The sequence below is a fragment of the Parapedobacter composti genome (assembly GCF_900112315.1).
GTDB lineage: Bacteria > Bacteroidota > Bacteroidia > Sphingobacteriales > Sphingobacteriaceae > Parapedobacter > Parapedobacter composti.
Map to the genome: position 1 here is coordinate 74,338 of NZ_FOLL01000011.1, position 19,360 is coordinate 93,697.

Here is a 19,360-nt window from a genome sequence, read left to right on the forward strand (position 1 = left end):
AATTTAGATTTTGTGAGACTGACCTTTGTTTTAGTTGCCGTTGCTTTTCTCGGTGCCGCCTGTACTTCATCCGAAAAACGAAAAATCAAAGCCGAGCGTAAACAGCACGAAAGAGACAGCTTGGCACTTGCTTACGACCCGGCGGATGCCGACCCGCGCCTCGACGCGTTTATGCAGCGTTTGCATAGCCGGTCGGGTTTCAATGGCAATGTGCTGATTGCCAAAAACGGGAAAATCCGCTACCAGAACACCTTTGGCTGGGCCGATTACCTCATGAGAGACAGTTTGAAAATCACGTCCCAGTTCGAATTGGCGTCCGTTTCAAAACCGCTTACGGCCACGGGAGTGCTGATCCTTTGGGAAGCGGGTAAAATCAAATTGGAACAGACCGTCGATGAGTTTTTTCCGGATTTCCCATATCCGGGGGTAACCGTCAAACAGTTGCTTACCCACCGTTCAGGGCTGACCAATTACCTGTACTTTACCGACCAGCGGGAGATATGGCCAGACCGTTCCAAAGGCATGTCCAATATGGACGTTATGGAACTCCTGGCCAAACACAAACCCAGTAAATATGGCAATCCGGATGCACGCTTCTTTTATAACAATACCAATTATATGGTGCTGGCGGCTATCATCGAGAAAGTAACGGGACAGGATTTCGCGGTATATATGCGCGAAAAAGTGTTTAGACCAGCCGGCATGAAACATACCGCCGTATATTCTAAAGCGGTGTATGAGAAAATCCCGAACGATGTTGTCGGGCACGACAAGGTATGGCGGCGGTCGGTCGTGCAGAACTTCCAAGACGGTCCGGTGGGCGACAAGGGGATTTACAGTACCGTGCAGGACCTGTATCTGTTTGACCGTGCGCTGCGAGATGGCCGTTTGCTCAAACCTGCCACGTTGGATTCGGCTTATGCAGGCTATAGTAAACCAACCAAGGAGCTTTTCAACTATGGATTCGGATGGCGCACGTTCGATCCGGGTAATCACAAGGTGGTTTACCATACGGGATGGTGGCACGGTTTTCGCAATTTGTATATCCGTGATCTGAAGGAAGATATTACCATCGTATTGCTCACCAATTTGGCCAACGGCAGCTTACTGCACCTGGATGAGCTCTACAAAATCCTGGAGATGCCGGTAATCCGGCAGGCAGCTTATTCTGCCCAGGGAGAATTTATGGGCGACTGAACATGGAAAAGAAAAAGACCCTCATCCTGGGCGCCACGGATAATCCGGGGCGCTATGCCTACCTCGCTGCACAGCGCCTGGCCGGGGCCGGGCATGAAATCGTGAACATCGGCATCAAACCGGGAGAAGTGGCTGGTGTGCCGATACGACCGGCCGGCGACGTGTTGCACGATATCCATACCATTACCTTATATATCGGGCCACAGCGACAACCTGAATACTATGATTACATCATCGCTACCAAACCCCAGCGCATCATTTTCAATCCGGGCACGGAAAATCCCGAGTTACGGGATCTGGCCAAACAGCATGGTATCGCTACACAGGAAGCTTGTACACTGGTGCTGTTAAGTACGGGGCAGTATTAACGCAATGACATCCAGAAAACCAAAGTCAGAAAACAGTATCGTGGATATTGCCAGGGCGCTGGGTATATCCCCGGCCACTGTATCGCGGGCGCTCAATGACAATTCCCGCATCAGCGAAGCCACGCGGATGCGTGTAAAAGAAATGGCCAAGGAGATGGGGTATCGGCATAACAGCATGGCATCTTCACTCCGTAACCGGCGTTCCAATATTATCGGACTGATTGTACCCCGCATATCGATGTATTTCCATGCCTATTTCATCACCTCCTTACAACGGCAGTTGCAAGCGGCGGGATATAACCTGATGATTTGCCAATCGAATGACTCGGTAAAGCTCGAAAAGGAACTGGCCAATTCACTCTATTCGGCGCGTGTAGATGCCCTTGTGGTATCACTCGCGTTGTATACCGAAGATATTTCCCATTTCGACGGATTTTTGCAGCAAGGCATTCCCCTGGTATTCTATGACCGCGTGCCGACCGTTGAAACAGGCGCTTACGTTATCAAAGGCGATGATTACCGCGGCGGGTTGCTGGCCGGTAATCACCTCATGCAGGCCGGGTGCCGGCAGATGGCCTATATCAGCGGGCCATTATCATGCAGCATTTATCAAGAGCGGACCCGCGGCTTCGTTGATGCGTTGGCCAAACATGGCATCGCGTTGCGTGAGGATTGGGTTTTCCACCAAGAGCTGACCGCTGAAAATGCATGGAACAGTTTGCGCAAGCTATTTAAAGGAAAGCATATACCGGATGGCTTATTCGCTGCGAATGATACCACTGCGATTGCTGCTGTTGAGTTTGCCCGGGAGCGCCAGATCCCTATTCCCGATAAACTGAAAATCATCGGTTATTCCAATGATCCGCGGACTTCCATCATCACGCCACCTATCACTTCCGTTGAGCAATATCCAAGTGAAATGGCCGATAAGGTGGCCGATACGTTAGTTGGTGCACTGCAGCGGCAGGGCAGCGCGGTAACCCGTCTTGGAGAACCCCTGGTATGTCCGGTAGATTTGGTTCGGCGGATGACGACGTAATGGATAGCGCTTCCTACTTTTCTTTATGCCCGGGCGGAGGAAACCGCTTAGGGTGGTTCCGTACCGCCCGGGGCCCGCTTGGGACCTGCTTGTCTGGTAGACCGGAACTGCTTCGGGGTTTGTCCGGCACTCAGACGGCCCTTGTCCGGGAGAAATCCCAACGAAATCCGGTCAAGTGCCCGACGAGATCCGGACGAGTCTGCACCAAGCTCCACCGCCGTCCCCAACAGACCGGGAGTCTGCACCCACCACCGATCCCCCACCACCGGTCACCGATCCCCCACCACCCACCACCGATCCCCCACCACCGGTCACCGATCCCCCACCACCGATCACCCCTCTCCGACAAAATAAAAAAATAATTCACTAACTGTTTGATACTTAAAGTAAGTTTCCTATCTTTGCCGTCCCTTTTGAGGGGATGGTATGTCTTGAGCGAAGCCCTACTGCTTCGATGGACGTTTATAGATAAATAAAAACATGTCAGGAATTATTGGTAAAAAAGTAGGAATGACCAGCATTTATGACGCCAACGGGAAGAACATCCCGTGTACGGTGATCGAAGCTGGCCCGTGCGTGGTAACGCAGATACGCACGGAGGAAAAGGATGGCTATTCCGCGGTTCAGCTCGCTTATGATGAAGCGAAAGAGAAGAACACGCCGGCCCCTTTGAAAGGGCACTTCGCCAAAGCGAAGACGACGCCCAAGCGTAAATTAGTGGAATTTAAAACCTTCCCCGACGAAAAAACCCTTGGCGACGTGGTAACCGTTTCCATCTTTGAAGAAGGCGAGTACGTTGATGTAGTCGGCACTTCAAAAGGTAAAGGTTTTCAAGGTGTTATGAAACGGCATGGCTTCGGCGGTGTTGGTGGGGCTACCCACGGACAGCACAACCGTCTGCGTGCTCCCGGTTCATTGGGTGCTTCGTCATGGCCTTCGCGCGTGTTCAAAGGCATGCGTATGGCGGGCCGCACGGGGGGAGAACGGGTGAAGATCCAAAACTTGCAGGTGCTGAAGGTTTATGAAGAGCAAAACCTGCTGGTGGTGAGCGGTTCAATTCCCGGAGCCAAAGGTTCTTACGTAATCGTAGATAAATAAGGAGATGGAAGTTAACGTTTTAGATATATCAGGTAAAGAAACAGGTGCCAAGGTGCAACTTCCTGAATCGGTATTTGGGGTAGAACCCAATGACCATGCGATTTATTTGGATGTGAAACAATACCTCGCTAATCAACGGCAAGGAACACATAAATCCAAGCAACGTAACGAAATTGCCGGATCGACCCGCAAGCTGCATAAGCAAAAGGGAACAGGCGGCGCCCGCGCAGGTAGTATTAAATCGCCGTTGTTTAATGGCGGAGGCCGTATTTTCGGTCCGCAACCGCGCGACTATAGCTTCAAGCTGAATAAGAAGCTTAAAGCACTGGCCCGTAAGTCTGCATTGAGCTACAAAGCCAAGGAGAACAATATAGTGGTGTTGGATGATGTCAACTTTGATTCCATCAAGACCAAAAACTACATCAACTTGGTTAACAATCTGAAGGTAGCTGAAGAAAAGACCTTGCTGGTGCTGGCTGAGCAAAATAACAACGTGTATTTATCAAGCAGGAACCTGAAGAAGACGAAAGTGATTACAGCCAACCAATTAAATACGTATGACGTATTGAACGCTGGTAAACTTTTGTTGACTGCAGCTTCTGTAAAAACATTGGAGGAGGCATTTGCCAAGTAATATGGAAATCATCAAGAAACCCGTATTGACCGAAAAAGCATCGCTGCTTACTGAGAAGTTGAACCGCTATGCTTTTAAGGTGGATCCGAAGGCAAACAAGATACAGATTAAGCAGGCCATAGAGCAGATGTTCGGTGTCACGGTAGTGGCCGTAAACACGATGGTTGTAGCCGGGAAAGCAAAGAACCGCTATACCAAGGCAGGGTTTGTATCGGGAAGGACCCCGAAGTATAAAAAAGCCATCATCACCATTAAGGATGGCGAAACGATTGACTTTTACAGTACTATATAATTAGAGATGGCAGTTAAAAGATTTAAACCGGTTACCCCCGGCACTCGGTTCAGAGTAGGAGGAGATTATTCGGACATCACCACCAACGTACCTGAGAAGTCGTTGGTTGTGAAGCTGAAGAAGTCGGGCGGTAGGAATAATTCCGGTAAAATGACTATGCGTTACATCGGTGGGGGACATAAGAAATCATACCGATTGATAGATTTTAAACGCGATAAAAAGGATATCCCCGCAAAAGTTGCCACGATAGAGTATGACCCGAACCGCACAGCGCGTATCGCATTGCTGCATTACGTAGACGGCGAGAAGCGTTATATCATCGCGCCGGAAGGGCTTAAGGTAGGACAAACAATCGTTGCGGGCGATAACGTAGCCCCTGAGATTGGCAACACCCTGCCGTTGCAGAACATCCCGTTGGGTTCTATTATTCACAATATTGAATTGAACCCCGGCCAGGGCGGTTCTATAGCGCGCAGCGCCGGTACCTATGCCCAGTTGTCTGCGCGTGACGGTAAGTACGCCATCATCAAGTTGCCATCCGGAGAGAGCCGCATGATTCTGGCTACCTGCTTGGCCACCATCGGTTCGGTATCTAATGCCGAGAAAGCCAATGAGGTGTTGGGTAAAGCCGGCCGGAAACGTTGGCTGGGTCGCCGCCCAAGAGTACGTGGTGTGGCAATGAACCCGGTGGATCACCCGATGGGTGGTGGTGAAGGACGTGCGTCCGGTGGGCACCCGCGTTCGCGCAAAGGCCTATTGGCTAAAGGCTACAAAACACGTAGCAAGAAGAAAACATCGAATCGTTACATCATTGAGAGAAGGAAGAAATAATGGCTCGCTCAATTAAAAAAGGTCCTTATATCGACCACAACTTAGAAAGAAAAGTTCTTTCTATGAATGAAACAAACAAGAAATCAGTGATTAAGACTTGGTCTCGCCGGTCAATGATCTCTCCTGATTTCGTTGGCCATACTTTCGCAGTGCATAATGGTAATAAGTTCATACCGGTGTATGTAACAGAGAATATGGTAGGTCATAAGCTCGGTGAATTTGCGCCCACGCGCACGTTCAGGGGGCACGCAGAAAAGAAAAAATAATAGGCAATGGAAGCAACACGAAAACTGAAGAAGTCTGTTATCATCAAACAGCGCAAAGAGCAGGAAAAGGCTCAGGTAGGAGGAGCTTCTACTGCCAAATTATTGAACTGCCCTACCTCGCCGCGTAAAATGCGCCTGGTGGTGGATCTTATCCGTGGCGAAAAGGTTGAGCACGCGCTGTACATCCTGAAGCATACGAATAAGGAGGCAGCCATCCGTGTAGAGAAGTTATTGCTCTCAGCGATTAAGAACTGGGAAGCAAAGAATGAAGATAAGTCTGTGGAAGAAAGCGAATTGTTTGTCAAGGAAGCTTTCGTAGGGGGCGGGCGCCAGCTGAAGAGACTGCGTCCGGCACCGCAAGGCCGCGGGTACCGTATTCGCAAACGTTCGAACCACGTTACCTTGGTAGTTGACAGCAAAAACATAGCACAAAACTAATTTATCAATAATGGGACAAAAAGCAAATCCAATAGGTAACAGATTAGGAATCATCAAAGGTTGGGATTCCAATTGGTTCGGAGGCAAGAACTATTCCGATAAATTAGTTGAAGACGAAAAAATCCGGAAATACCTGTCTGTCCGTATCGCTAAGGGCGGCGTGGCCAAAGTGGTTATCGAACGTACGTTGAAGCGCATTACGGTTACTATTCATACCGCCCGTCCAGGGATTGTTATCGGTAAAGGTGGCCAGGAGGTTGACAAGATTAAAGAGGAATTAAAGAAGCTGACCAAAAAGGACGTTCAGATCAACATTTTTGAGATAAAACGGCCCGAGTTGGAAGCTCAGTTGGTTGCCGAAGGCATTGCGAAACAGCTTGAAGCACGTATCTCGTTCCGCCGGGCCATGAAGACAGCTATTGCTGCTACCATGCGCATGGGGGCAGAGGGCATCAAGGTGATGTGTTCCGGACGCCTTGGGGGAGCCGAAATGGCACGGACCGAACAATACAAAGAAGGACGTATACCTTTGCACACGTTCCGTGCGGATATCGACTATGCGTTGGTAGAAGCGCTGACGACGTACGGCAAAATCGGCGTGAAAGTGTGGATTTGCAAAGGCGAAGTATATGGCCGGCGTGACCTGTCGCCTAATGTAGGGCAGATGTCCGGAGTGAAAACACGTGGAGAAGGTGGCGGTGAACCGCGCCGCGAACGCCGTGGCGGTGGCGACCAGCGCCGTGGTGGCGGCGACCGTCGTGGCGGCGACCGCCGTGGTGGAAACCGCGGAGGAAGCAGGGGTTAACGATAAGATAGATTAAGCAACGCATTAACAAGATACGAACATGTTACAGCCAAAAAGAACAAAGTTCAGGAAGATGCAGAAAGGCCGGATGAAAGGCAATGCTACCCGCGGGTCGGAGTTGGCTTTCGGTTCGTTCGGCATTAAGTCGATGGAACCGGCGTGGATTACCAGCCGCCAAATCGAAGCGGCCCGTATTGCGGTGACCCGCTATATGAAACGGGAAGGGCAGGTCTGGATCCGCATTTTTCCTGATAAGCCAGTAACCAAGAAACCCGCTGAAGTTCGGATGGGTAAAGGTAAAGGTGCACCGGAATACTGGGTGGCCGTGGTGCGCCCCGGCCGGATGCTATTTGAAGCCGAAGGGGTTCCCCTGGAAGTGGCTAAGGAAGCTTTGCGTCTTGCCGCTCAGAAGTTACCGGTACAAACCAAGTTTGTGATACGTAGGGATTACGTATAAGCATAAAGATGTTGGCGCTGCATGCAGCCGGGCTTGTTGCCGTTACCAACAAGTGCCTTTAGCAAGTATCCAGCTTTACAAATAACAGAAAATGAAAAATTCAGAAATCGTAGAATTGTCAACGGAAGATTTGGTGGCTAAGATCGCAGAGGAGAAAGTTGCACTCACCAAATTGAAATTTGCACATGCTGTTTCAGCGATAGAAAATCCAAATCGGATTAAATACACGCGCAAAACCATCGCTCGTCTGATGACGGAGCTGACCAAACGGAGAAAGGCCGAACAAGCCGCTGCGCAAACAACAACCGAAACAGCCGCTGAGGCATAAAAATCAAAGTCGAAATGGAAAGAAATTTAAGAAAAACAAGGATCGGCTTGGTAGTAAGTAATAAGATGGACAAGTCCATTGTGGTGGCTGTTGAACGTAAGGTGAAGCACCCGATTTATGGAAAGTTTGTGAAAAAGACTACCAAATTCAAGGCTCATGACGAGAACAACACGTGCGGTATCGGCGATACGGTGTTGATCATGGAAACGCGTCCGCTGAGCAAAACGAAAAATTGGCGGTTAGTAGAAATTTTAGAAAGGGCTAAGTAACATGGTACAACAGGAATCAAGACTCAATGTAGCCGACAATAGCGGAGCTAAAGAGGTGTTAGTTATCCGTGTTTTGGGCGGTACCGGCAAGCGTTACGCTTCTATCGGTGATAAAATCGTTGTAACCGTAAAAAGTGCTTTGCCTTCTGGAAACGTCAAAAAAGGAACGGTAACCAAAGCAGTGGTCGTAAGGACGAAAAAGGAGATTCGCCGTAAAGACGGCTCTTATATCCGCTTCGATGACAATGCTGCCGTATTGTTGAACAATCAGGATGAACCCCGCGGAACACGTATCTTCGGCCCCGTAGCTCGGGAATTGCGTGAAAAGCAGTTCATGAAAATCGTATCATTAGCACCGGAGGTATTATAATTATGGGACAGACAAAGACAACAACGCATAAGCTTAAGATCCGTACCGGAGATTTGGTGAAGGTCATTTCTGGCAACTCCAAAGGTGCACAGGGCAAGGTGTTGGAAGTGCAGATAGCCGAGAATCGCGCTATTGTAGAGGGAGTCAATATGGTAAAGAAGCATACGAAACCGAGTGCTGCCAACCCCAACGGCGGGATTATCGAAAAAGAGGCTTCTATCCATATTTCCAATCTGGCGCTGATCGATCCGAAAACAGGTAAGCCTACCCGTGTAGGACGGAAAGTAGTTGAAGTAAACGGCAAGAAGAAAATCGTTCGCGTAGCGAAAAAATCAGGGGAGGTGATTGACTAATGACTTACGTACCAAGATTGAAAGCAAAGTACAACGAAGAGATTCGTACTGCGCTGAAAGATAAATTCCAATATAAAAGCGTCATGCAGGTTCCGCGGTTGGAGAAGATCGCGTTGAGCCAGGGTATCGGTGCGGCTACCGCCGACAAGAAACTGATTGACAACGCCATCAATGAAATGACGTTGATAACCGGACAGAAAGCGGTGGCTACCAAGTCTAAAAAGGACGTTTCAAATTTTAAACTCCGTAAGGGCATGCCTATCGGTGTGAAGGTGACGCTGCGCGACAACAAGATGTATGAGTTCCTGGATCGCCTGATTGCAGTAGCACTTCCCCGTATCCGTGATTTCCGCGGTATCAACGATAAAGGTTTTGACGGACGTGGAAACTATACGCTGGGTATCACGGAACAGATTATCTTCCCTGAAATCGATATCGATAAAATCAATAAGATTCAAGGGATGGACATTACGTTTGTAACGAGTGCCGAAACCGATGTTGAGGCATTGGAATTGCTGAAGGAGTTCGGATTACCATTCAAGAATCAAAATAATACGACGAATAATGGCTAAAGAAGGAATTAAGGCACGTGAGATTAAGCGGGCCAAATTGGTGGCGAAATATGCGGAGAAACGTGCAGCACTGAAGGCTGCCGGAGATTACGCGGCATTGGACAAGTTGCCGAAGAATGCTTCGCCTGTTCGCTTGCACAACCGTTGCAAGCTCACCGGACGCCCCAGGGGCTACATGCGCCAGTTCGGTATTTCACGGGTTACGTTCCGTGAGATGGCCCTGGCCGGAAAGATCCCGGGAGTGAAGAAAGCGTCTTGGTAGATTGGTGGTTGGTGACCGGTGGTCGGTGACCGGCGTAGCGGTGCGCCAAGCATATATTAGAATTTTTAACCGATAAAAGGTCCTAAGGCCAGGGTGGCTAAGGGAAACCGTTATCATAATGCATCATAATTAATGAATACAGATCCAATAGCGGATTACCTTACCAGAGTAAGGAATGCCATTAAGGCCAACCACAGGGTTGTAGAAATTCCTGCATCGAACCTTAAAAAGGAGATTACCAAGGTACTCTTTGACAAAGGTTACATTGCCAATTACAAGTTTGACGATGATACCGTGCAAGGCACCATAAAAATAGCCTTGAAGTACCATCCTGTAAGCAAAGTTTCGGCTATCCGTACCTTGACACGTGTGAGTAAACCCGGTCTGAGGAAGTATGCAGGCGTAGATAGCATGCCCCGTGTGTTAAACGGTTTAGGAATTGCCATCCTATCCACGTCTAAGGGGGTAATGACAGACAAGGAAGCGCGCCTTCTGAATGTCGGTGGCGAAGTTTTATGTTACGTATATTAATCAGGAGGAACGCACAAGATGTCAAGAATTGGAAAAGCGCCCATCGCCATCCCTACGGGTGTGACGATTACGGTATCAGACAAGAACCTGGTAACGGTGAAGGGCCCCAAAGGTGAATTAACACAGCAAGTAGACCAGGATATTATTGTATCTCAAGAGGATGGCCAGTTGCTCGTAAAGCGGCCAACAGATCAAAAGCGGCATAAGGCGCTTCATGGCTTGTACCGCGCATTGCTTAACAACATGGTAATCGGGGTGACAGAAGGGTATAAAACCGTTCAGGAGCTGGTCGGTGTAGGTTATCGGGCGAATGCCCAGGGCAGTACGCTGGAACTTACGCTGGGCTTTTCACACCAAGTGGTAATGATTTTGCCCAAGGAGATAAAGGCCACCACCACTGCCGAGAAGGGAAAGAATCCGACCATTATATTGGAATCTATCGATAAGCAGTTGCTGGGGCAGGTAGCCGCAAAGATCCGTTCATTGCGTGCACCGGAGCCATATAAAGGAAAAGGTATTAAATTTGTTGGCGAGCAATTACGCCGGAAAGCAGGCAAATCTGCGGCTAAAAAATAGGAGTTGATCATGGCAGGAACTAAAGTATCGCGTAGAGAGCGTATTAAAAAAGGGATTAGGAAACGTGTTTCCGGATCACCGGAGCGTCCGCGTTTGTCTGTATACAGGAGTAATAAGGGGATCTATGCCCAGGTGATTGATGACCAGTCGGGAGTGACCTTGGTGTCGGCGTCATCGCAGGCGAAGGATTTCTCGGTGTCAGGCAATAAGGTCGAACAGTCTAAAGCTGTGGGCAAACTGATTGCGGAGAAGGCGTTGGCTGCAGGGATTAGTAAAGTAGTTTTTGACCGCAATGGGTATCTGTATCATGGCCGCGTGAAATCATTGGCCGAGGGAGCCCGCGAAGCCGGTTTGGATTTTTAATCATCGATAACATGTCATTAAGTAATATAAAAAGAGTAAAATCGAGCGAAATCGAATTGAAAGATCGCTTGGTTAGCATCCAGCGTGTGGCCAAAGTAACCAAGGGAGGGCGTACATTCAGTTTTTCGGCCATCGTTGTGGTGGGTGACGAGAACGGCGTGGTAGGATACGGATTGGGCAAAGCGAAGGAAGTGACCGAAGCGATCACCAAAGGCATCGATGACGCTAAGAAAAATCTGATCAAGGTACCGGTTATCAAAGGTACCGTACCGCATGAACAGTACGGTAAGTATTCAGGTGGCCAGGTCTTGATTAAGCCCGCCGTGCATGGTACAGGCGTGTTGGCCGGCGGCGCGATGCGTGCCGTGTTGGAAAGCGCCGGTGTAACAGACGTATTGGCGAAGTCACTTGGGTCATCTAATCCGCACAATGTGGTTAAAGCCACCATCGATGCGTTGCTGAAAATGCGCGACGCCTATACCGTAGCACAACAACGCGGTGTTGATTTGAATAAGGTATTTAACGGATAGAGTATCATGGCAAAGATCAAAATTACCCAGATAAAAAGCGTAATCGACCGCAGCGAGCGCCAGAAGCGTACCATGCAGGCATTGGGGTTGCGCAAGATTAACCATACCGTAGAAGTGGAAGCAACACCGGCAATCATCGGTATGATCCGTAAGGTAAACCACCTTGTGGCAATAGAGCAAGTATAAATACGTTTAATCGTTGTAACCTGTTTAGTGAAAGCGAAGGTGCAACATAATAGTAATTTCAAGATGAACTTAGGTAATCTAAAACCGGCAACGGGATCAGTAAAAAGCAAGAAACGTATCGGACGTGGACAAGGTTCAGGCCGTGGGGGAACGTCTACCCGTGGGCACAAGGGTGCTCAGTCGCGTTCCGGCCATAGCACTAAAATCGGTTTCGAGGGCGGGCAGATGCCATTGCAGCGGCGTGTTCCGAAATTCGGTTTCAAAAACCCTAACCGGGTCGAGTATGTGGGCATTAACCTGGACGTGTTGCAGGGATTGGTCGAAAAATACAACCTAACCGCTATCGATTTCGATACGCTGCGGTCGCATGGGCTGGTTTCCAAGAATGATTTGGTGAAGATCTTGGGCCGGGGAGAACTGACGTCAAAGATCGAAGTAAAAGCACATGCCTTTTCTTCCACAGCACAGAAGTCGATTGAAGCAGCGGGAGGCTCGATTGTAAAACTTTAATACATGAAGAAGCTAATCACAACCTTAACCAATATTTGGAAGATCGACGATTTGAGGACGCGTATTCTGAATACGCTCTTATTCCTGTTGGTCTATCGCATTGGGTGCCATATCGTGCTGCCCGGAGTCAACCCTGCTGCACTCCAGCATGAGGCAAAAGAGGGGTTGCTGGGCTTGTTGGACATGTTTGCCGGTGGGTCTTTTTCCCGTTCAGCAATATTTGCACTGGGCGTAATGCCCTATATTTCGGCGTCCATTGTGGTGCAATTGCTGGGAATTGCCGTGCCTTATTTCCAGAAACTGCAGAAGGAAGGCGAGAGCGGGCGGAAGAAAATGAACCAGATAACCCGCTACCTGACATTGGCCATTACCCTGGTTCAATCCATTGCATACGTGCGTACGCAGATTGATAGCGGAGCCAAAACAATTGACGACCCGATGTTCACCATACTGGCGGCGTTCGTGCTTACCGCGGGCACATTGTTCGTGATGTGGCTCGGCGAGAAGATTACCGACAAGGGCATCGGAAATGGTATTTCCTTGATTATCATGGTCGGGATCATTGCGCAATTGCCCAGTGGCATTACCGCTGAGTGGTTTTCGCGGATGAGTACCGGCGGGGGAGGACCAATTCCTTTGCTGCTGGAGTTCATTGCGTTGTTCTTTGTGGTGATATTCACGATACTTATTGTGCAGGGCGTCCGCAAGATTCCGGTTCAGTATGCAAAGAAGATAGTCGGCAATAAGCAGTACGGGGGTGTTCGGCAATATATCCCGCTTAAGGTTAATGCGGCCGGAGTTATGCCTATCATTTTCGCCCAAGCCATCATGTTTGTGCCGATGAGCTTAAGTCAGTTTTTCCCGAATCTGCAATCACCGTTCCTGACATCGTTGAGCAACTATACCTCGGTGGCGTATAACGTAACGTTTGCGATATTGATCATCGCGTTTACTTTTTTTTATACGGCCATTATGGTTAACCCCCAGCAAATGTCGGAAGACATGAAAAAGAACGGTGGCTTTATTCCCGGCGTGAAACCGGGACAGGCTACGAACTTTTATATAGACAGTGTGATATCAAAGATAACCCTGCCGGGAGCGGTATTTTTGGCGGTTATTGCTATCCTACCTGCTATCGCGAGCTTGTTTGGGGTGAACAACCAGTTTGCGCACTTTTATGGCGGAACCTCACTGTTGATTCTGGTGGGAGTGGTATTGGATACCCTGCAGCAAATAGAAAGTCACCTGTTGATGCGCCATTATGACGGATTGATGAAAACAGGGCGGATAAAGGGACGTACTCCCGTGGCTTCCGGTTCCACCCCGTCGGTCATTTAATTGGGGCATGTCAAAAGTAAATTACAAGTCGGCCGAAGACATTGAACAACTGCGGAAGTCTGCTACAGTGCTTTCGCAGTTGCTTGGTGAGATTGCCAGGGAGATTCGGCCCGGTATTACAACCTTGTCCCTGGATAATTTAGCTTTCGAGTATATTCAGGATCACGGTGGGCGTCCGGCCTTTTTGAATTATAACGGTTTTCCCAACTCATTATGTATTTCGGTCAACGATCAGGTGGTGCACGGAATCCCGAGTAGCTATGAGCTGCGTGAAGGCGATATCGTGTCTGTCGATGGCGGGGTTGATCTCAATGGTTACATCAGTGATTCGGCCTACACATTTATGGTGGGTGAGGTTGCCGAAGATGTGAAGCAGCTGTTACGCGTAACACGCGAGTCGTTGGAACTGGGAATTAAACAAGCCGTGGCGGGTAAGCGCGTAGGTGATATTGCCTACGCAGTACAGGAACACGTTACCCGATATGGTTATGGTATTGTCCGGGAACTCGTTGGTCATGGAGTTGGATTCCAGCTCCATGAGAAGCCGGAGGTGCCGAACTATGGTAAGCGCGGCTCGGGTCCGAAACTGGAGGAAGGGCTGGTAATCTGTATCGAACCGATGATCAACCAAGGTAAAGCCGGTGTGAAATTCTGGGACGACGGATGGACGGTCAGTACGGTTGATGGGAAACCGTCTGCACATTATGAACATATGGTGGCGGTACACAAAGGGGAAGCTGAGATTTTGACCACTTTTTCATATATTGAAGAAGTTTTAGGTAAAAAGGGTTGACATTCAGTTTTTTTTGCTTATCTTTGCAACCCTGTTTGTGCAGGGGTATAATTAGATAATAATCAAGACTATATGGCGAAACAGGCTTCCATTGAGCAGGACGGAGTCATAAAAGAAGCGCTTTCAAACGCGATGTTTCGCGTTGAGCTGGAAAACGGGCATGAAATTATAGCCCATATATCGGGTAAGATGCGCATGCATTATATCAAGATTTTGCCCGGTGACCGGGTAAAACTGGAGATGTCGCCCTATGATTTGACAAAGGGAAGAATAACATATCGATATAAATAAGATAGCTAACGTAAGAAAGTAGAGCCCTGTTGGGGACAATATAGAAGATCATGAAAGTCAGAGCATCCATTAAAAAGCGTAGTGCGGATTGCAAGATTATCCGTCGCAAAGGCAAGGTATTTGTAATCAATAAGAAAAACCCTAAGTACAAACAACGTCAGGGATAAAATCGTAATAAGCATATGGCAAGGATCGCAGGTATAGATTTACCTAAAAACAAGAGAGGGGAGATTGGTCTCACATACATTTACGGGATTGGTCGCTCCACTGCCCAGCGCATTTTGGATAAGGCTGGTATCGATTACAATGTAAAGGTACAGGATTGGGATGATGACCAATTAGGTGCTATCCGGAACATCATCAACGAAGAGATCAAAGTTGAAGGAGCGCTCCGTTCCGAGGTTCAGTTGAATATCAAGCGTCTGATGGATATCGGCTGTTACCGCGGCCTTCGCCATCGTAAGCATTTGCCAGTTCGCGGCCAGCGTACCAAAAACAACTCGCGTACACGCAAAGGGAAACGCAAGACTGTTGCAAATAAGAAAAAGGCTACTAAATAATAATTGAGAAGAATTACAATGGCAAAAACTAAAAAAGTCAGCAAGAAGCGCATTGTTGCCATCGAACCGGTTGGTCAGGCACACATTAACGCTACTTTCAATAATATCATCATTACGCTTACCAATAACCAAGGACAGACAATTTCTTGGTCAAGTGCAGGCAAGATGGGCTTTAAGGGTTCCAAGAAGAACACGCCTTATGCGGCTTCTCAAGCGGCGGCTGATTGTGGCAAGGTAGCCCATGACCTGGGATTGCGTAAAGTGGAGGTTTTTGTGAAAGGCCCGGGAGCCGGAAGGGAATCCGCTATCCGGACGTTGGCCAATTCCGGTATCGAAGTTACGGCCATTAAAGATATTACCCCGTTGCCGCACAACGGATGCCGCCCTCCGAAACGCAGAAGGGTTTAAGAACGGAATTATATACACACTATTTTAAAGCTAAGATTCTTCAGCTATAGGCTGAATGATACTTTAAAACCAACAATTATATGGCGAGATATACAGGACCAAAGTCCAAAATTGCCCGTAAATTCAGGGAACCTATTTTCGGGCCTGACAAAGCATTAGAGCGGAAAAATTATCCTCCGGGGCAGCATGGGGCTTCAAAACGCAGGGGCAAGCAATCAGAATATGCTGTGCAACTGTTGGAAAAGCAGAAGGCGAAATATACCTATGGGGTATTGGAACGCCAGTTTGCCAATTTGTTTGAAAAGGCCTCTTCAAAACACGGCATCACCGGAGAGGTGTTCCTGAAATTATTGGAAGCCCGTTTGGATAACACGGTTTATCGGCTGGGTATCGCGCCTACACGGTCGGCTGCCCGCCAATTGGTTGGACATAAACACATCACCGTAAACGGTGAAGTGGTGAATATCCCTTCATACAGCTTACGCCCGGGCGATGTTGTGGCTGTGCGCGAACGCTCGAAATCCCTCGAAGCCATTACTAACACTGTTGCCGGCCGGAAAATCAATAAATTTAGCTGGCTGGAATGGGATGCAAACAACTTGACCGGCAAGTTTCTCAATTATCCGGAACGTACTGAGATTCCTGAGAATATCAAGGAAAACTTAATCGTCGAGCTGTACTCCAAATAAGTAACACGGGAAAAGCATCGCCTATGGCGGATGCTCTTCCTGCTGTATAGCAAATTTTGTAAACAAACATTAAGAGTAACTACATGGCAATCTTAGCATTTCAAAGACCTGATAAAGTTATCATGCAGAAATCCACGGATTTCGATGGCACGTTTGAGTTTCGGCCATTGGAACCGGGTTTCGGTGTGACCATCGGTAATGCTTTACGCCGTATTCTATTGTCCTCGCTGGAAGGATATGCAATTACGTCGGTTCGTTTTTCCGGGGTATCTCATGAGTTTTCCACCATCAAAGGCGTTGTGGAAGACGTGACGGAGATTATCTTGAACTTGAAACAGGTGCGTTTCAAGAAAACCGGGGAAATGGGCGATTCGGAGAAGATCTTTATGGTAGTGAATGGCCAGGATCAATTGACCGCCGGCGATATTACCAGTTTTTCCAATAACTTCACCGTGTTGAATCCCGACCTGGTGATCTGTAATATGGAGAGTACCGTAACGTTGGAAATTGAACTCAACGTTGGCAAGGGACGCGGCTATGTCAATGCCGAGGAAAACAAGGTGCCCGATGGGCCTGTGGGCCTGATCGCCGTGGACGCTATCTTTACGCCCATCAAGAACGTGAAATATACCATCGAAAACTATCGGGTGGAACAAAAAACCGACTACGAGAAATTGTTATTGGATATTTCGACCGATGGCTCCGTTCATCCCGAAGACGCGTTGAAAGAGGCAGCAAAGATTTTGATTCAGCACTTTATGCTGTTTTCTGATGAAAATATGCTGCTTGAATCACAGGCTAAAGAGGAAACGAAGGTGGTGGATGAGGAAATCCTGCATATGCGTAAAATCCTTAAAACCGAGCTGGTTGATTTGGATTTGTCGGTACGTGCCCTCAACTGCTTGAAGGCTGCCGATATCCGCACGCTTGCCGAATTGGTAACGTATGATGTGGCCGACATGCTTAAGTTCCGGAATTTCGGCAAGAAATCCCTGAGCGAAATTCAGGAGTTAGTAAAATCAAAAGGCTTGTCATTTGGGATGAATTTAGCCAAATACAAGCTCGACGAAGAATAATATATATAAGTTAGCGACCTGTTGCATAATTCCCTCCGATGGTACGGAGACGGTATGCACAAATTAAACACCAACAATGAGACACGGAAAGAAAATTAATCATTTAGGCCGCACAGCAAGTCATCGTAAAGCGATGTTGTCGAACATGGCCACTTCGCTGATCAAACACAAGCGCATCACTACGACATTGGCTAAAGCCAAGGCTTTGCGTCAGTATGTGGAGCCCCTGATCACCAAATCGAAGAACGACACGACGCATTCGCGCCGTACCGTTTTCAGTTATCTTCAAGATAAGGAGGCTGTGACCATCCTTTTCCGTGAAATTTCGGAGAAAGTAGCCAGCCGCCCCGGAGGTTATACGCGCATCATCAAGTTAGAGAACCGTTTGGGTGATAACGCAGAGATGGCGTTCATCGAGCTGGTGGATTATAACGAGGTTTACAAGAAAGATGGAGCCGCTACCGAGCGGAAGAGTACGCGACGACGCGGTGGCAAGAAGAAGTCCGGAGCAGGTGCTGCTGCTGAGAACGCTGTGGAAGCAGCATCAGCAACGCCCGTAGAGACAGCAACAGTTGAAGCTCCTGAAACACCGGACGAGCCGGTTGCTGAGGCAGCCGAAGAACAGGCTCCAGAAACGGAAGAGACTCCGAAAGAGGAAAAGAAGGAAGACTAAGCAGCTTCGCGAAAGTGTAAAGAGTTCAAACCCGTTTTTTGTTTACGAAAAACGGGTTTTTTTATTGTGTCATTATCACGTTAACCATCTATTGAGCATGAACTTATTCGACGTTTATCCGATTAATCCGATAACCATAACCAGCGCCCAGGGAAGTACTGTATGGGATGCCCAGGGAAATGAATACCTTGATTTGTATGGAGGCCACGCGGTCATTTCCATTGGCCATACACATCCCCACTACGTAAAGCGACTGACTGATCAACTGAACCGGATAGGGTTCTATTCCAACTCCGTTGAGATCCCCTTACAGCAGCAGCTGGCTGATCTGCTGGGGCGTGTGTCTGGGAAGGATAATTACCAGCTGTTTCTGTGCAATTCAGGTGCGGAAGCAAACGAGAACGCGCTGAAACTGGCGTCGTTTCATAACGGCCGGAAGAAGATCGTCGCGTTTAAAGGGGCTTTCCACGGGCGGACGTCGCTTGCGGTTGCCGCTACCGATAATCCCAAGATTATTGCTCCGGTAAACCGGACAGACAATGTGATCTTCTTGCCTCATAACGATGTGGCGGCGTTGGAGCAGGTCTTCAGCGAACAAGGCGGGGACATCTGTGCCGTCATCATCGAAGGAATACAGGGCGTAGGCGGTATACAGGTGGCGTCCGATGCGTTTCTGCGGAGAATCCGTGAACTGACTACCCAGTACGGAGCGGTGTTCGTGGCCGATTCCGTGCAATGCGGGTACGGACGTACAGGCCGCTTTTATTCGCATGACCATGCGGGTGTACATGCCGACATTTACAGCATGGCGAAGGGGATGGGGAACGGGTTCCCCATCGGGGCTATCGCCATATCGCCGGCTATAAAGCCGTCATACGGTATGCTCGGAACTACATTTGGGGGTAATCACCTGGCTTGTGCCGCCGCCTTGGCGGTATTGGAAGTGATGGATAAGGAAGACCTGATGGGAAATGCTGCTGCTATCGGTGCTTATCTCACCGATGAATTACGTAAATTTGACCGCATCCGGGAAGTGCGTGGGAGGGGCCTGATGATCGGTATTGATCTGCCGGAGGAGCTGGCAGTGGTTAGAAAGGATTTGTTGGCCAAAAACCGTATCTTCACAGGCGAAGCCAAGCCTAATGTAATCCGGTTGCTTCCGGCATTGAGCATAACGAAAAACCATGCCGATCGTTTCTTGGAAGCATTGGAAGAACGGTTGAAGGATGTTTAGCGTATAGTGTAATTTACGATTTT

General features: G+C 48.7%; 33 protein-coding genes. All 33 read left to right on the forward strand.

The annotated features are described in order from the left end of the window. Positions 1 to 12 precede the first annotated feature (12 nt). The 33 genes from BM030_RS12245 to BM030_RS12410 all read left to right on the forward strand — a co-directional run bounded on the left by BM030_RS12245 (position 13) and on the right by BM030_RS12410 (position 19,337). Positions 13 to 1,197, forward strand: a complete 1,185-nt coding sequence (locus tag BM030_RS12245; protein WP_090973891.1) for a serine hydrolase domain-containing protein — start codon at positions 13 to 15, stop codon at positions 1,195 to 1,197. A gap of 2 nt (positions 1,198 to 1,199) precedes the next feature. After that, positions 1,200 to 1,565 (forward strand): CoA-binding protein, encoded by a 366-nt coding sequence (locus BM030_RS12250; RefSeq protein WP_090973892.1) that lies wholly within the window; start codon positions 1,200 to 1,202, stop codon positions 1,563 to 1,565. Between the two features lie 4 nt (positions 1,566 to 1,569). Continuing rightward, entirely contained in the window at positions 1,570 to 2,604 is a 1,035-nt protein-coding gene (locus tag BM030_RS12255; RefSeq protein WP_090973893.1) for a LacI family DNA-binding transcriptional regulator, read from the forward strand. 480 nt (positions 2,605 to 3,084) lie between these two features. Next, entirely contained in the window at positions 3,085 to 3,702 is a 618-nt protein-coding gene (gene rplC / locus BM030_RS12265) for a 50S ribosomal protein L3 (RefSeq protein ID WP_090973895.1), read from the forward strand. A gap of 4 nt (positions 3,703 to 3,706) precedes the next feature. Further along, positions 3,707 to 4,336, forward strand: coding sequence for a 50S ribosomal protein L4 (rplD, locus tag BM030_RS12270; protein WP_090973896.1), 630 nt, complete (start codon positions 3,707 to 3,709; stop codon positions 4,334 to 4,336). Between the two features lies 1 nt (position 4,337). After that, positions 4,338 to 4,628, forward strand: coding sequence for a 50S ribosomal protein L23 (rplW, locus tag BM030_RS12275; RefSeq protein WP_090973897.1), 291 nt, complete (start codon positions 4,338 to 4,340; stop codon positions 4,626 to 4,628). A 6-nt stretch (positions 4,629 to 4,634) separates the two neighbouring features. After that, entirely contained in the window at positions 4,635 to 5,459 is an 825-nt protein-coding gene (gene rplB / locus BM030_RS12280) for a 50S ribosomal protein L2 (protein WP_090973898.1), read from the forward strand. Beyond that, on the forward strand, positions 5,459 to 5,725 hold the full coding sequence (gene rpsS, locus BM030_RS12285; protein WP_002997495.1) for a 30S ribosomal protein S19: 267 nt from the start codon (positions 5,459 to 5,461) through the stop codon (positions 5,723 to 5,725). The genes rplB and rpsS overlap by 1 nt, the downstream gene beginning before the upstream one ends. A gap of 6 nt (positions 5,726 to 5,731) precedes the next feature. Further along, positions 5,732 to 6,163 carry a 50S ribosomal protein L22 gene (gene rplV / locus BM030_RS12290; protein WP_090973899.1) on the forward strand — a complete coding sequence of 144 codons (432 nt, stop codon included), beginning with the start codon at positions 5,732 to 5,734 and terminating at the stop codon, positions 6,161 to 6,163. Positions 6,164 to 6,173: 10 nt separating this feature from the next. Beyond that, complete coding sequence (gene rpsC / locus BM030_RS12295; protein ID WP_090973900.1) at positions 6,174 to 6,968, forward strand: 30S ribosomal protein S3; 795 nt, start codon at positions 6,174 to 6,176, stop codon at positions 6,966 to 6,968. Between the two features lie 40 nt (positions 6,969 to 7,008). Further along, positions 7,009 to 7,425 (forward strand): 50S ribosomal protein L16, encoded by a 417-nt coding sequence (gene rplP / locus BM030_RS12300; RefSeq protein WP_090973901.1) that lies wholly within the window; start codon positions 7,009 to 7,011, stop codon positions 7,423 to 7,425. A gap of 91 nt (positions 7,426 to 7,516) precedes the next feature. Beyond that, entirely contained in the window at positions 7,517 to 7,753 is a 237-nt protein-coding gene (rpmC, locus tag BM030_RS12305; RefSeq protein WP_090973902.1) for a 50S ribosomal protein L29, read from the forward strand. Positions 7,754 to 7,767: 14 nt separating this feature from the next. After that, the gene (gene rpsQ, locus BM030_RS12310; protein WP_079714792.1) at positions 7,768 to 8,022 is read left to right on the forward strand and encodes a 30S ribosomal protein S17; all 255 of its coding nucleotides are present in this window, start codon (positions 7,768 to 7,770) and stop codon (positions 8,020 to 8,022) included. A gap of 1 nt (position 8,023) precedes the next feature. Next, complete coding sequence (gene rplN / locus BM030_RS12315) at positions 8,024 to 8,392, forward strand: 50S ribosomal protein L14 (protein WP_090973903.1); 369 nt, start codon at positions 8,024 to 8,026, stop codon at positions 8,390 to 8,392. A gap of 2 nt (positions 8,393 to 8,394) precedes the next feature. Beyond that, positions 8,395 to 8,745, forward strand: coding sequence for a 50S ribosomal protein L24 (gene rplX, locus BM030_RS12320; protein WP_090973904.1), 351 nt, complete (start codon positions 8,395 to 8,397; stop codon positions 8,743 to 8,745). Beyond that, positions 8,745 to 9,317, forward strand: a complete 573-nt coding sequence (gene rplE, locus BM030_RS12325; protein WP_090973905.1) for a 50S ribosomal protein L5 — start codon at positions 8,745 to 8,747, stop codon at positions 9,315 to 9,317. The genes rplX and rplE overlap by 1 nt, the downstream gene beginning before the upstream one ends. After that, on the forward strand, positions 9,310 to 9,579 hold the full coding sequence (gene rpsN / locus BM030_RS12330) for a 30S ribosomal protein S14 (RefSeq protein WP_090973906.1): 270 nt from the start codon (positions 9,310 to 9,312) through the stop codon (positions 9,577 to 9,579). The genes rplE and rpsN overlap by 8 nt, the downstream gene beginning before the upstream one ends. A 132-nt stretch (positions 9,580 to 9,711) precedes the next feature. Next, entirely contained in the window at positions 9,712 to 10,110 is a 399-nt protein-coding gene (rpsH, locus tag BM030_RS12335; RefSeq protein ID WP_090973907.1) for a 30S ribosomal protein S8, read from the forward strand. An 18-nt stretch (positions 10,111 to 10,128) separates the two neighbouring features. Continuing rightward, the gene (gene rplF / locus BM030_RS12340; protein WP_090973908.1) at positions 10,129 to 10,686 is read left to right on the forward strand and encodes a 50S ribosomal protein L6; all 558 of its coding nucleotides are present in this window, start codon (positions 10,129 to 10,131) and stop codon (positions 10,684 to 10,686) included. A 9-nt stretch (positions 10,687 to 10,695) separates the two neighbouring features. Then, complete coding sequence (rplR, locus tag BM030_RS12345; protein ID WP_090973909.1) at positions 10,696 to 11,049, forward strand: 50S ribosomal protein L18; 354 nt, start codon at positions 10,696 to 10,698, stop codon at positions 11,047 to 11,049. Positions 11,050 to 11,060: 11 nt separating this feature from the next. Then, entirely contained in the window at positions 11,061 to 11,579 is a 519-nt protein-coding gene (rpsE, locus tag BM030_RS12350) for a 30S ribosomal protein S5 (protein ID WP_090973910.1), read from the forward strand. 6 nt (positions 11,580 to 11,585) lie between these two features. After that, positions 11,586 to 11,765: a 50S ribosomal protein L30 gene (rpmD, locus tag BM030_RS12355; RefSeq protein WP_090973911.1), complete on the forward strand. Its 180-nt coding sequence runs from the start codon at positions 11,586 to 11,588 to the stop codon at positions 11,763 to 11,765. Between the two features lie 63 nt (positions 11,766 to 11,828). After that, positions 11,829 to 12,275 (forward strand): 50S ribosomal protein L15, encoded by a 447-nt coding sequence (gene rplO / locus BM030_RS12360; protein ID WP_090973912.1) that lies wholly within the window; start codon positions 11,829 to 11,831, stop codon positions 12,273 to 12,275. Positions 12,276 to 12,278: 3 nt separating this feature from the next. Then, a complete protein-coding gene (secY, locus tag BM030_RS12365) occupies positions 12,279 to 13,613 on the forward strand; it encodes a preprotein translocase subunit SecY (protein ID WP_090973913.1) in 1,335 nt (444 codons plus the stop codon). 7 nt (positions 13,614 to 13,620) lie between these two features. After that, positions 13,621 to 14,406 (forward strand): type I methionyl aminopeptidase, encoded by a 786-nt coding sequence (gene map, locus BM030_RS12370; protein WP_090973914.1) that lies wholly within the window; start codon positions 13,621 to 13,623, stop codon positions 14,404 to 14,406. A 72-nt stretch (positions 14,407 to 14,478) separates the two neighbouring features. Next, a complete protein-coding gene (gene infA, locus BM030_RS12375; protein ID WP_013665023.1) occupies positions 14,479 to 14,697 on the forward strand; it encodes a translation initiation factor IF-1 in 219 nt (72 codons plus the stop codon). Between the two features lie 50 nt (positions 14,698 to 14,747). Continuing rightward, positions 14,748 to 14,864, forward strand: a complete 117-nt coding sequence (rpmJ, locus tag BM030_RS12380) for a 50S ribosomal protein L36 (RefSeq protein ID WP_038702005.1) — start codon at positions 14,748 to 14,750, stop codon at positions 14,862 to 14,864. A gap of 15 nt (positions 14,865 to 14,879) precedes the next feature. Next, positions 14,880 to 15,257, forward strand: a complete 378-nt coding sequence (gene rpsM / locus BM030_RS12385) for a 30S ribosomal protein S13 (RefSeq protein ID WP_090973915.1) — start codon at positions 14,880 to 14,882, stop codon at positions 15,255 to 15,257. A gap of 18 nt (positions 15,258 to 15,275) precedes the next feature. Beyond that, on the forward strand, positions 15,276 to 15,665 hold the full coding sequence (gene rpsK, locus BM030_RS12390) for a 30S ribosomal protein S11 (RefSeq protein WP_090973916.1): 390 nt from the start codon (positions 15,276 to 15,278) through the stop codon (positions 15,663 to 15,665). 80 nt (positions 15,666 to 15,745) lie between these two features. Next, the gene (gene rpsD / locus BM030_RS12395) at positions 15,746 to 16,354 is read left to right on the forward strand and encodes a 30S ribosomal protein S4 (protein ID WP_090973917.1); all 609 of its coding nucleotides are present in this window, start codon (positions 15,746 to 15,748) and stop codon (positions 16,352 to 16,354) included. Between the two features lie 83 nt (positions 16,355 to 16,437). Continuing rightward, on the forward strand, positions 16,438 to 17,430 hold the full coding sequence (locus BM030_RS12400) for a DNA-directed RNA polymerase subunit alpha (RefSeq protein WP_090973918.1): 993 nt from the start codon (positions 16,438 to 16,440) through the stop codon (positions 17,428 to 17,430). Positions 17,431 to 17,506: 76 nt separating this feature from the next. Beyond that, positions 17,507 to 18,103 (forward strand): 50S ribosomal protein L17, encoded by a 597-nt coding sequence (gene rplQ, locus BM030_RS12405; protein WP_090973919.1) that lies wholly within the window; start codon positions 17,507 to 17,509, stop codon positions 18,101 to 18,103. Positions 18,104 to 18,200: 97 nt separating this feature from the next. Continuing rightward, positions 18,201 to 19,337, forward strand: coding sequence for an aspartate aminotransferase family protein (locus BM030_RS12410; RefSeq protein ID WP_090973920.1), 1,137 nt, complete (start codon positions 18,201 to 18,203; stop codon positions 19,335 to 19,337). The last annotated feature ends 23 nt before the right edge of the window (positions 19,338 to 19,360 follow it).